Source organism: Kribbella endophytica, assembly GCF_054781295.1.
This window is the reverse complement of the sequence record NZ_BAAGUR010000002.1, coordinates 912,884-924,038: the sequence shown is the minus strand read 5'-3', so window position 1 is coordinate 924,038 and position 11,155 is coordinate 912,884. Positions and strand designations below refer to the sequence as shown.

9 protein-coding genes are annotated in these 11,155 nt (G+C 69.1%); 5 read left to right on the top strand and 4 right to left on the bottom strand.

What is annotated here, in order from left to right; genetic code table 11:
• Positions 1-43: 43 nt before the first annotated feature.
• Positions 44-1,894 carry a dihydroxy-acid dehydratase gene (gene ilvD, locus ACYVIO_RS22760; protein ID WP_460652876.1) on the bottom strand — a complete coding sequence of 617 codons (1,851 nt, stop codon included), beginning with the start codon at positions 1,892-1,894 and terminating at the stop codon, positions 44-46.
• A gap of 201 nt (positions 1,895-2,095) precedes the next feature.
• Between ilvD and ACYVIO_RS22755 the strand changes: the two genes are divergently transcribed.
• The 5 genes from ACYVIO_RS22755 to ACYVIO_RS22735 all read left to right on the top strand — a co-directional run bounded on the left by ACYVIO_RS22755 (position 2,096) and on the right by ACYVIO_RS22735 (position 7,798).
• Entirely contained in the window at positions 2,096-3,142 is a 1,047-nt protein-coding gene (locus ACYVIO_RS22755) for an SAM-dependent methyltransferase (RefSeq protein ID WP_460652875.1), read from the top strand.
• 38 nt (positions 3,143-3,180) lie between these two features.
• Positions 3,181-4,023, top strand: a complete 843-nt coding sequence (locus tag ACYVIO_RS22750) for an AraC family transcriptional regulator (RefSeq protein WP_460652874.1) — start codon at positions 3,181-3,183, stop codon at positions 4,021-4,023.
• Positions 4,020-4,442 carry a VOC family protein gene (locus tag ACYVIO_RS22745; RefSeq protein WP_460652873.1) on the top strand — a complete coding sequence of 141 codons (423 nt, stop codon included), beginning with the start codon at positions 4,020-4,022 and terminating at the stop codon, positions 4,440-4,442. The genes ACYVIO_RS22750 and ACYVIO_RS22745 overlap by 4 nt, the downstream gene beginning before the upstream one ends.
• A 47-nt stretch (positions 4,443-4,489) precedes the next feature.
• Positions 4,490-6,328 (top strand): DNA helicase RecQ, encoded by a 1,839-nt coding sequence (gene recQ / locus ACYVIO_RS22740; RefSeq protein ID WP_460652872.1) that lies wholly within the window; start codon positions 4,490-4,492, stop codon positions 6,326-6,328.
• A 366-nt stretch (positions 6,329-6,694) separates the two neighbouring features.
• On the top strand, positions 6,695-7,798 hold the full coding sequence (locus ACYVIO_RS22735) for a hypothetical protein (protein WP_460652871.1): 1,104 nt from the start codon (positions 6,695-6,697) through the stop codon (positions 7,796-7,798).
• Positions 7,799-7,900: 102 nt separating this feature from the next.
• On the opposite strand, the gene ACYVIO_RS22730 is transcribed toward ACYVIO_RS22735, so the two are convergent.
• The 3 genes from ACYVIO_RS22730 to ACYVIO_RS22720 form a co-directional block, all read right to left on the bottom strand.
• The gene (locus ACYVIO_RS22730) at positions 7,901-8,761 is read right to left on the bottom strand and encodes a LysR family transcriptional regulator (protein WP_460652870.1); all 861 of its coding nucleotides are present in this window, start codon (positions 8,759-8,761) and stop codon (positions 7,901-7,903) included.
• 54 nt (positions 8,762-8,815) lie between these two features.
• Positions 8,816-9,187, bottom strand: a complete 372-nt coding sequence (locus ACYVIO_RS22725) for a VOC family protein (RefSeq protein ID WP_460652869.1) — start codon at positions 9,185-9,187, stop codon at positions 8,816-8,818.
• A 123-nt stretch (positions 9,188-9,310) separates the two neighbouring features.
• Entirely contained in the window at positions 9,311-11,134 is a 1,824-nt protein-coding gene (locus ACYVIO_RS22720) for a DUF3352 domain-containing protein (protein WP_460652868.1), read from the bottom strand.
• Positions 11,135-11,155 lie beyond the last annotated feature (21 nt).

The window sequence follows — 11,155 nt, the reverse complement described above, 5'->3', positions numbered from 1 at the left end:
GGTGCTCGCGTGCCCGGCCTGGGGCCGGGCACGCGCTGGTGGATCAGCCGAGCTTGGTGACGTCGCGGACTGCTCCCTTGTCGGCGCTGGTCGCCATGGCGGCGTAGGCGCGGAGGGCTTGGGAGACCTTGCGCTCTCGGGCCTTGGGGGCGTACACGCCCTTGAGGGCCGTACGACGGGTCTCCAGTTCCGCCTCGCCGACGAGGAGGTCGATCGAGCGGTTGGGGATGTCGATGCGGATTTGGTCGCCGTCCTGGACGAGCGCGATGGTGCCGCCGGAGGCCGCCTCGGGGGAAGCATGGCCGATCGACAGCCCCGACGTACCGCCGGAGAAGCGCCCGTCGGTGACCAGCGCGCAGACCTTGCCCAGGCCGCGGCCCTTCAGGAACGACGTCGGGTAGAGCATCTCCTGCATCCCGGGCCCACCCTTCGGCCCCTCGTACCGGATCACGACGACGTCGCCGGGCTGGACCTGCTTGGCGAGGATCTTCTCGACGGCTTCTTCCTGCGACTCGCAGACGACGGCCGGGCCCTGGAACGTCCAGATCGACTCGTCGACTCCCGCGGTCTTCACGACGCAACCGTCCTCGGCCAGGTTGCCCTTGAGCACGGCCAGGCCGCCATCGGTCGAGTACGCGTGCGCGCTGTCGCGGATACACCCGCCGGCCGCGTCGGTGTCCAGCGTCTCCCACCGCTCCGACTGCGAGAACGCGGTCGCCGACCGCACACACCCCGGGGCCGCGTGCCACATCTCGACGGCCTCCGCGGACGGCGAACCGCCGCGCAGGTCCCACGTCTTCAACCACTCGTCGATCGAGTCGCTGTGCACGGTGTGGATGTCCTCGTTCAGCAGCCCACCCCGGTACAGCTCACCGAGGATCGCCGGGATACCGCCCGCCCGGTGCACGTCCTCCATGTAGTACGTCCCACCCGGCGCGACGTTCGGCGCGACCTTCGCGAGGCAAGGCACCCGCCGGGAGACGGCGTTGATGTCGTCCAGACCGAAGTCGACCTCGGCCTCCTGCGCCGCGGCCAGCAGGTGCAGGATCGTGTTGGTCGAACCGCCCATCGCGATGTCGAGCGCCATCGCGTTCTCGAACGCGGCGCGGGACGCGATGTTGCGCGGCAGCACGTTCTCGTCGTCGGTGTCGTAGTACCGCTTGGTGATCTCGACGACCGTGCGGCCGGCGTTCTCGTACAGGTCCTTGCGGGCCGTGTGGGTGGCCAGGACCGAGCCGTTGCCCGGCAGCGCCAGGCCGATCGCCTCGGCCAGACAGTTCATCGAGTTCGCGGTGAACATGCCCGAGCAGGACCCGCAGGTCGGGCAGGCGTTCTCCTCGATCCGCTGGATGTCGGCGTCGGAGACGTTCTCGTTGACCGCCTCGGACATCGCGTCGATCAGGTCGAGCTTGCGCACGGTACCGTCGACCAGCGTCGCCCGGCCGGCCTCCATCGGGCCGCCGGAGACGAACACGGTCGGGATGTTCAGCCGCAGCGCGGCCATCAGCATGCCCGGGGTGATCTTGTCGCAGTTGGAGATGCAGATCAGCGCGTCGGCGCAGTGCGCCTCGACCATGTACTCGACCGAGTCGGCGATCAGGTCGCGCGACGGGAGGCTGTAGAGCATGCCGCCGTGGCCCATCGCGATCCCGTCGTCGACGGCGATCGTGTTGAACTCGCGCGCGATGCCACCGGCCGCATGAATCGCCTCGGACACGATCCGGCCCACCGGCTGGAGGTGGGTGTGCCCCGGCACGAACTCGGTGAAGCTGTTCGCCACGGCGATGATCGGTTTGCCGAAGTCCTCCCGCGCTACCCCGGAGGCCTGCATGAGCGCGCGAGCGCCCGCCATGTTGCGACCGTGGGTGACAGTACGGGACCTCAATGCAGGCACGACGGTATCTCCTCGCTTCTCGGACTGCTCACCTAGCATGTTGCCACTCCCGTCCCGAATGCCGAAACACCGGTCCCACATCCCGGCGTATCCCGCCAGGAAGGTCCCGCGTTCGACAGCCGTTCTCCGCGTACGGCGGGAAGTCGCCTCAACCCAGAGCGGGTGTTTCGAACTTCTCGCGGCGTCCGGCATCTTGTCCCTGTGAGCACAGTTGACGACGCCGTACCAGAGACCACCACGGAATCAGCCCCGCTGGAGCGGCTCGCGCTCTCGCGCGCCGCGCGGGAGCAGGTGGAGACCTGGGCCAACGGCGCCCAGGCTCTCGCGCTGCTGACGACGCTGCGGGACCGCGGGTGGACGCAGGTCCTCCTCGAACGCCGCGAGCTCGCCGCGCTGGAGGAGTTCTCCGGTCTCCCGCCGGCTCGGCTGGCCGACATCCTGGAGGTTCTCGAGTCGCACGGGATCGTGGAGCAGGCGGACGGGCACGTGCAGCTGAGCCCCTCCTTCGAGGCACTCGCCGCCGCGGACGCCTGGATCGGGCTGGACGATCTGCTCGACCGCTCCGACCTGATGACGCGGTTGACCCGTACGGCGGCCGAGGAGCCTGGACCGCTCCCCCTGACCGAGCCGGACGCGCTCGTGCTGGCCCGTGCCGCAGGCGGAGCGGCGGGCGCCGTGACGAAGGCGCTGTACGAGCAGATCTTCGTCCCGCAACTGCCTGAGCTGTCGGCCGCGATCAAGGCCGGGACGTGGCTCGACGTCGGCTGTGGTGTCGCCTGCGCGACGCTGACGCTCGCCTCGATGTTCCCGGAAATGGAGGGTGTCGCGATCGAACTGGTCCCGGCGGTCGCCGCCGAGACCGTACGACGGGCCGAAACGCTCGGGGTGACGGATCGGATCGACATCCGGGTGATGGATGCGCGGGAACTCGACGAGCCGGACAGGTTCAGCGGCGCGTTCTGGGCGCAACCGTTCTTCCCCGAACAGACGCGCGCGGAGACGCTCGCCATGCTGCTGCGCGTGCTGCAGCCCGGTGGGGTGCTGCTGATGCAGGAGATGGAGCCGGAACCGGACGAGGAGGATCGACCGGCGTACACCCTCCGGAAGCTCGTTGCGCAGGGCTGGGGCGTGCCGTTCGGCCGGACGGCAGAACAGCTCGCCGACGAGGCGAAGGCTGCGGGCTTCGAGATCGAACGCCTGGCCCAGACCGACTTCGGCCGCCTGGTCATCGCCCGCCGCCCAGCCTGACAGGAGCTTTTGTCGGGTCTGCGATCTAGCCTGGGGCGATGGAGGACTTCGAGTTGCGTGCGCACCGGGTGCATCCCGCGCTGCGGCCGTACCTTGATGATCTGATCGGCTACGCCTACCGCGGGGAGCCGCCCGAGCTGCATCGCGGGCTCCCCTCCCGGTCGCTGACCGTCGTGATCACGCTTGACGAGCCGCTGGGCATCGCCTGGCCGGGCGCGCCGACGCAGAAGTTCCACACGCTCGCGAGTGGACTGCACTCGACCGCCGTACAGATCGGTCAGTCCCCCAACCACGCCGGCCTCCAGCTCGCGCTCACTCCGGCCGGCAGCCGCGCGCTGCTCGGCGTCCCACCAAGCGAGCTGGCTTCGCTCGCAGTCCCGCTCGACGACATCCTCGGCCGGCCCGCCCGTGAGCTCACCGAGCAGCTGCGCGAAACCTCCAGCTGGACGCGACGCTTCGCCATCGTGGAGCAGTTGTTGCTCGAGGCGTGGCGCAACGAGCCAGTCCCCCAACCCCGCGCCGAGATCTGCTGGGCCTGGCAACGGCTCGCGCAGACGAGCGGCGGCGTCGGCGTACAGGACCTGGCGACCGAAGTCGGCTGGGGTCGACGTCACCTGACCGAACGCTTCCGTCAGGAGTACGGCCTCGCGCCCAAGGTCGCCGCTCGCGTGATGCGTTTCGAGCAGGCCGTGCAGCGGCTGAAGCGCGCGCCACGGACCAAGCTCGCCGACCTGGCCGCCGATCTCGGGTACGCCGACCAGGCGCACCTGTCGCGCGAGTGGAACGCGCTGGCCGGTTGCTCGCCGCGGCAATGGATCGCCGAGGAACTCCCATATGTTCAAGACGAACCTCCTGTGGTGAGGGCAGAGTCGCGGGTATGAACACGACACAGAGCACTGGGCAGGTCGGTGTGTGGCCGACGCTGATCTACCGCGACGGGCAGGCCGCACTGAAGTTCCTGACCGAAGGGTTGGGATTCACGCTGGTCGCCTCCTACCCCGGGGTCGCCGAGGGATCGATCGCGCACGCCGAACTGCTGTGGTCGCACGGTGGTGGGGTGATGGTCAGCTCGGTCGACCGCAACGCCGAACCCAACGAGTTCGACCGGTTCGTCGACCAGGCACAGGGAAGTTATCTCGTTCACGACAATCCGGATTCCCTTTATCCACAGGTGATCGCGGCCGGGGCGAAGGTGCTGCGCGAGATGCGCGAGGAAGACTACGGATCGCGCGGATTCGCCGTCACCGACCCCGAGGGCAACGTGTGGAGCGTCGGTACGTACGCCGGCGAGACCAAGTAATCCACAGGGTCCCCCCGCGCGCCTCGCGACGTCCGTAGAATCGCTGCGTGGCCGAAACGACAGCGGAACTGCCAGACTCCGAAGCCCTGCAGGTGCTGCACCGGGTGTTCGGGTACGACGCGTTCCGCGGGGAGCAGCGCGACATCATCGAGACCGTCGTCGGTGGTGGTGACGCGCTCGTCCTGATGCCGACCGGCGGCGGCAAGTCGCTGTGCTACCAGATCCCCGCGCTGGTCAGATCCGGTGTCGGCGTGGTGATCTCGCCGCTGATCGCGCTGATGCAGGACCAGGTCGACGCGCTCACCGCCCTCGGCGTACGGGCCGGCTTCCTGAACTCGACGCAGGACTTCGAGCAGCGCCGCGAGGTCGAGCAGGCGTTCCTCGCCGGCGACCTCGACCTGCTCTACCTGGCGCCCGAGCGGCTCCGGGTGGAGGCGACGGTCCGGCTGCTCGACCAGGGCAAGATCTCGTTGTTCGCGATCGACGAGGCGCACTGTGTGTCCCAGTGGGGCCACGACTTCCGGCCTGACTACCTGATGCTCTCGGAGCTGCACGAGCGCTGGCCGGACGTACCGCGGATCGCGCTGACCGCGACGGCGACCGAAGCGACGCATGCCGAGATCGCCACCCGGCTGAACCTGACCGAGGCGCGGCACTTCGTCGCGAGCTTCGACCGGCCCAACATCCAGTACCGGATCGTCGGCAAGGACAGTCCGCAGCGGCAGCTGCTCGACCTGCTGCGCACCGAGCACGCGGGCGACGCGGGCATCGTCTACTGCCTGTCCCGCAACAGCGTCGAGAAGACCGCCACGTTCCTGAGCCAGAACGGGATCGAGGCCGTGCCGTACCACGCCGGTCTGGACAGCCGGACCCGCGCGAAGAACCAGTCCCGCTTCCTGCGCGAGGACGGCCTGGTCGTGGTCGCGACGATCGCGTTCGGGATGGGGATCGACAAGCCCGACGTACGGTTCGTCGCGCACCTGGACCTGCCGAAGTCGGTCGAGGGGTATTACCAGGAGACCGGGCGTGCTGGGCGCGACGGGCTGCCGTCGACGGCTTGGCTGGCGTACGGGCTGCAGGACGTCGTGCAGCAGCGCAAGATGATCGACACGTCCGAAGGTGATGCTGCGCACCGGCGTCGGCTCGGCTCGCACCTCGACGCGATGCTCGCGCTGTGCGAGACCGTGCAGTGCCGGCGGGTTCAACTGCTCGCGTACTTCGGCCAGCAGGGTGAGCCGTGCGGGAACTGCGACACCTGCCTGGTCCCGCCGGAGTCATGGGACGGCACGATTCCGGCGCAGAAGCTGCTCTCGACGGTCTACCGGCTGCAGCACGAGCGGAACCAGAAGTTCGGCGCCGGCCAGGTGATCGACATCCTGCTCGGCAAGACGACCGAGAAGATCAAGCAGTTCCGGCACGACGATCTGAGCGTGTTCGGCATCGGGACGGAGCTGAAGGACACCGAGTGGCGTGGAGTGATCCGGCAACTGCTGGCGCAGCGGCTGCTCACCGTCGAAGGTGATTACGGCACGCTGCTGCTCACCGCCGAGAGCGCCGAGGTGCTCGGTCGGCGGCGCGACGTGATGATGCGGCGTGAGCCCGAGCGCGTCGGACGGTCGAAGTCGTCGGGCGGTGGCAGCAAGAAGAAGGTCGTCGACCTACCGGCCGAGGCGGCGCCGGTGTTCGAGCGCTTGCGCGCCTGGCGGGCGGCGACGGCCAAGGAACAGGGCGTTCCGGCGTACGTGATCTTCCACGACGCGACGCTGCGCCAGATCGCAACCGACCTACCAAGCTCGCTGACCGAGCTCGGCAAGATCAGCGGCGTCGGCGAGAACAAGCTGGCCAAGTACGGCGACGGCGTATTGGAGGCACTGGCCGCGGAGTAGTGCGGAGGGGGCTGGCCGACGGGCGCCGCGGCCGGGCCGGTTGCGGCGGTGACGCGTCGGCGGCAAGGGCCCGTGTGTCCGGGCCAGGGCAAGGCGCCGGTCCTGGACGATGACGGAGGTCTGCCGTTTGGGCGTGTGGTGGCACGGCGGGGTGGACGTCGAGTGGGTCGGGTGCGACGCGGATGCCTGGATCGGCGAATGTCCGCGGGCCACGATCGCCGTCAGCGGGCCGGGCGTTCGCGCCGGTTGGCCCGGTTGAGTTGTCGCGTCGGTTGCGTCGGTTGCCGGCGGGTGTGGCGTAACGCGGTGGGGTGGGTGTGGCGTCGTACGGGGTGGAGAACTCTGACGACGAAAGGGTTTGTTTTGTTGACCTCTGTGGTGACCGGGTTGTTGCTGGCGACAACCACGGCGGGTGCTGTTGCGCCTGTGCCGATCGACTGGACTGCGACGCCGACCGAGCTGGGGTCGGCGGTGCTCTACACGACCGAGCGGGCTGATGGCGCGCAGTGGAGTGTGGGGATTTCGCTGGAGCAGGACGGGGACGCGTTGCGGTTCCATCCGCTGGCGGCGTACTGGGACGGGAAGGCCTGGCGTCCTACCGACAGTTCGGTGGCGGACGGGCGGTTGGATGATCTGCTCGTGCGGTCGCGGAACGACGTGTGGGCAGTGGGCGCGGCGGAGGACCCGAAGAGCGGCGACCGGCCGTTGCTGCAGCGGTGGAACGGGACCGCGTGGAAGCGGGTGAAGAACCCGGTCGAGCCGGTGGACGGGACTTCGCAGTACACGACTGTGACGGCGGCTGGAGTTGGCGTGTTGGTCGGCGAGGCGTCGACTGATGCGGATGGGAACTACCAGACCGCCGTACGCCGGTACGCCGGTGGGAAGTGGACGGCTCTGCCGACTGCGGGACTGCAGCACATCGTCTATCTCGACGACGTCGAGCAGGTTTCGCCGAAGGACATCTGGGCGGCGGGGATCGGTGGGGTCGCCCGGTACGACGGGAAGGCGTGGCAGGAGGTGAAGCTGCCGATCGATATGCAGCCTGATCGGCAGTTCGAGATCGCGCAACTGGTGGTGCGTGGGGCGGACGACATCTGGGCGGTCGGTGAGAAGCCGAGCGAGGAGTTCTGGCGGCAGCCGCTGGCGCTGCACTTCGACGGGAAGACGTGGAAAGAGGTTGCGACGCCGGCGCGGACCGGCCAGTTCCACGATCTGGAGTTCGTCGACGGGCGTCCGGTGGCTGTTGGCGGGGATCCGAACACGCAGGAGCCGATCGTCGCGGAACTGTCGGGCGGTGCCTTCGTGGAGACGACCACTCCCCCGGGCGCTGGGTACCTGCACGGCTCGACTGTTGTCGGTCGCTGCTTGTGGGCGGTCGGTGTGGCCGCGCCGGGCGAGACGATTGAACAGCCGTACGTCGCCGTCGGCACGCACCGCGCGGAGGCTGGGGCTCCGAAGCCCTGCCGGTGAGATAGAGGGGAACCCGGCCAACTCGCCGCCGGGCAGGTCGTCGGTGATCCGTTCCGCTCGGCGCTGCGGCGAACTGGATCCCTGGCGACGCCCTGAAGGGACCTACGTCCAGGTGAGGTTCTCGGCCAGGGCTGCAACCTCGGCGATGGTTCGGGCGCGGCGAGTGCTCGGCCATGCGAGGGCCACGTGGTTGGGGCCGAGGTCTTCCACCGGTACGGCGACCACGTCAGGCCGCGTGTAGAAGGTTGCCGTAGACAACGGGATGATCGAGATGCCGTGGCCGGCGGCGACGTGTTCGAGCTTCTCCTCGATGCTGCGGTAGTGCGGGGCCGGGCGGGCTCGGCCCTCGCGCAGTTCGACGGCGACGTCGCGCCACTCGGGGACCGCATCGGGGTCCTGGAGTAGGTGGTCTTCGGCCAGGTCTCCGATGCGGATCACCGGCTTGCCCGCGAGCCGGTGATCCGCAGGGAGCATCGCGACCCGCGGCTCGTCGAACAGAGGACGCACGGTCAGGCCTTGCTGGTCGATCGGGAGCCGGACGATGCTCACGTCGGCGCGGCCGTCGTGGAGTACCTCGACCTGGTCGTCCCAGGTGGTGCGGAGGAGCTCGACGGTGAGCTCGGGGTGCTTGGCTGCCAGCTCTCGGACAAGTGATGTGACGGTGATGCCGGGCATGAACGCGATGGTGAAGATCCGCTCGGCCCGAGCAGCCTGAACCGTCCGAAGTCGCATGGCCTCGGCCGAGGCCAGCACCGAGCGGGCGTCCTCGAGCAGTTGCCGCCCGGCCGAGGTGAGCTCGGTCGCTCGCTTGGTGCGGACGAACAGTTGCACCTTCAGTTCGTCCTCCAGCGCGCGGATCTGCCGTGACAGCACCGGCTGCGCGATGTGCAGCCGCTCCGCTGCCCGCCCGAAGTGCAGTTCCTCCGCCACCGCGACGAAGTACCGCACCTTCCGCAGATCCATGTCCACGCGCCCACCTCCTCTGATACCTCCAGGGTATTACCGGCGGCCCGCGGATCAGCCTTGGACGAGGTAGAGCGTGTTTCCGTCGGGGTCGTGGAAGGTGAACATCGGCGGTACGCCGGGCCAGGCGAGCAGGTCGTCGACCGCGACGCTCTGGGCAGCGAGTGCCGCGTGAGCGGCTGCGGCGTCGTCGGTGCCGAAGCGGATGCCGGTGTCGGCGCCGGCGGGGAGCTGGTCGGTGGCGGGGATCAGGGCGAGGGACGTCGTGGCGCCGGGCGGTGCCACGACGATCCAGCGGCCGTTGAGTTGCGGGAGTTCGGCGTCGAAGTGGAGGTCGAAGCCGAGGGTGCCGACGTAGAAGGCGACGGCCCGGTCCTGGTCGGTGACCGGGACGGCGACGGTGCTGACGGCGGTGATGTGGTTCATCTCAGGTCCTTTCGGGAGTGGTGTTCGCCCTGAGGTAGAAACCGATTCGGCCGTTTCGACATCGGCCGGAAAAAGTCCCGGACCGTAGCGGCGCTACGGTCCGGGACTGTGGATGGAGCTTGACTACTTGGCGACCACCCGGAGGGTGAAGTCGGCCTGGCCGCCCTCGGTGTGGCGGATGGTGACGCCGGCCGAGCGGAGCGCGGCGGCGTCCTTGTTCGCCTTGAGCTCCTCGGTCAGCGCGCCGATGCCGTCGAAGTCGACGTACGCCGCAAGCACCGCGCCCTTCGGGTCCGGGATCGCCTGCTTGAAGCTCTCCGACTCGCCGAGGTTGCCGCCCTTGAGCACCTTCTCGGCGTAGCTCTGGTTGGTGGAGATCACCAGCGTGTCGTCGTCCTGCGCCTTCTCGACCGGGATGTTGAGCTTGCTGCGCTCACGGACCAGGCGCATCACCTTGTCCGCCACGACGCTCGCCTTCGCCGGGTCGGTGTCGGCCCGTACGGCGATCTGCGGGCCGTTGTCGCCGTTGTCCCGGTCGATCGCGACCGCGAAGTTCTTGCCCAGCAGCGTTTTCAGGTCGTCCGGCAGCACGAGCCCGTACTGGTCGGTGAAGCCCGAGGTCAGCTCCTCCAGGTCGATGCCGCTGGACTTCTTCATCTGCGCCCACGCGGTGTCGACCAGGTCCGAACCACCCGACACGGCGATTCCACCGGCCGAGCTCTCCGGCAGCTTCGCGAGTACGTCGCCCGCATCGGCCGTGCCGGTCTTCACGGACTGGTCGCTGCGGACAACGCCCTTCAGCTCGACGTAGTTCGCGTCGAAGCGCAGCGCCGCGGCCATCGAGCCGGCCGGCAACGCCTTGCGCTGCTCCTCGGTCAGCTTGCGGTCGCCGATCAGCGCCAGGCCGGCGGTGTCGGCCCAGAACGACGCGAAGCCCTGCTCGCCGAGCGCGGACATGTCGCCGTCGAACTTGGAGTTCTTGCTCAGCGGGCTGTCCTTGGCCGTCGAAGCGGCCGAGTCGACCAGCGCCTGGTTGTCGCCGAGCAGCACGTAGCCGTCGGTGAAGACCCGGCCCGGCTTCTCCTTCTCCTTGGCGAACAGCTTGTCCAGGCCGTCGTTCGCCTTGCCCTCGTTCTTCACCTGGACCGCGACCACGACGTCCGGCGACTTGCTGTCACCCGACGGCGGGAGCGCGGCCAGTCCGGCGCGGTCCCCCAGCCACGGCTTGACGTCCTTCTCGAAGTCGACGTCGGCGAGGTCGTCGCCGGCTTCCTTCTTCAGCAGGTCGAACAGCTTCTGCCGCAGGTCGTCGTTGTCGCTGGTGAGTCCGATCCGCTCCTTCGCGGACGGGAACTTCATCAGGTACCGCAGCGCGGCGACGCGCTGACCGGCCGACGGGTTCAGGTCGATGCGGGCGTAGGCGACCGCCGTACCGGGCAGCACCTCGGCCGGCTGACCGCCGCCACCGTTGAGCCGCGCGTAGGCGAACACGCCTCCGCCACCGAGCACGGCGAGCACCGCCACGACGGCGACGAGCGGGATCCACTTGTTCCGCCGCTTCGGCGGCTCGGGCTGCCACTGCTGGGCCTGGCCGAAGCCCGGCCCGTACGGCGGCTGACCGCCGTCACCCTGCGGACCGCCGTACTGCGGCTGTCCGTACGGCGGCTGCTGCGGCTGACCCTGGTATCCCTGCTGGGGCTGGCCGTACTGCGGCTGGCCCTGGTAACCCGGCTGCGGCTGACCCTGGTACGGCGGCTGCCCGCCCTGCGGCGGCTGGCCCTGCTGCGGCGGCTGTCCACCGCCCTGCGGCCAGAGGCCTTGGTTGCCCTGAGCACCGAATTGGTCGCTCTGGGTACCAGGAGTGGGGTACGGGCCGTTCGGGCCCGGGTTGCCGCCGGTTGCACCGGGCTGGTGCGGGTAGACCGGCGGATTGGTCTGGTCGGACATCGTGCCCCCTCGCGTCACCGG

What these genes read in the sequence shown, in the direction of transcription:
- ACYVIO_RS22750 (WP_460652874.1), top strand. Translation starts at nt 3,181, where the DNA reads ATGGAGGACTTCGAGTTGCGTGCGCACCGGGTGCATCCCGCGCTGCGG.
- ACYVIO_RS22745 (WP_460652873.1), top strand. Translation starts at nt 4,020, where the DNA reads ATGAACACGACACAGAGCACTGGGCAGGTCGGTGTGTGGCCGACGCTG.
- ACYVIO_RS22730 (WP_460652870.1), bottom strand. Translation starts at nt 8,761, where the DNA reads ATGGATCTGCGGAAGGTGCGGTACTTCGTCGCGGTGGCGGAGGAACTG.
- ACYVIO_RS22725 (WP_460652869.1), bottom strand. Translation starts at nt 9,187, where the DNA reads ATGAACCACATCACCGCCGTCAGCACCGTCGCCGTCCCGGTCACCGAC.
- ACYVIO_RS22720 (WP_460652868.1), bottom strand. Translation starts at nt 11,134, where the DNA reads ATGTCCGACCAGACCAATCCGCCGGTCTACCCGCACCAGCCCGGTGCA.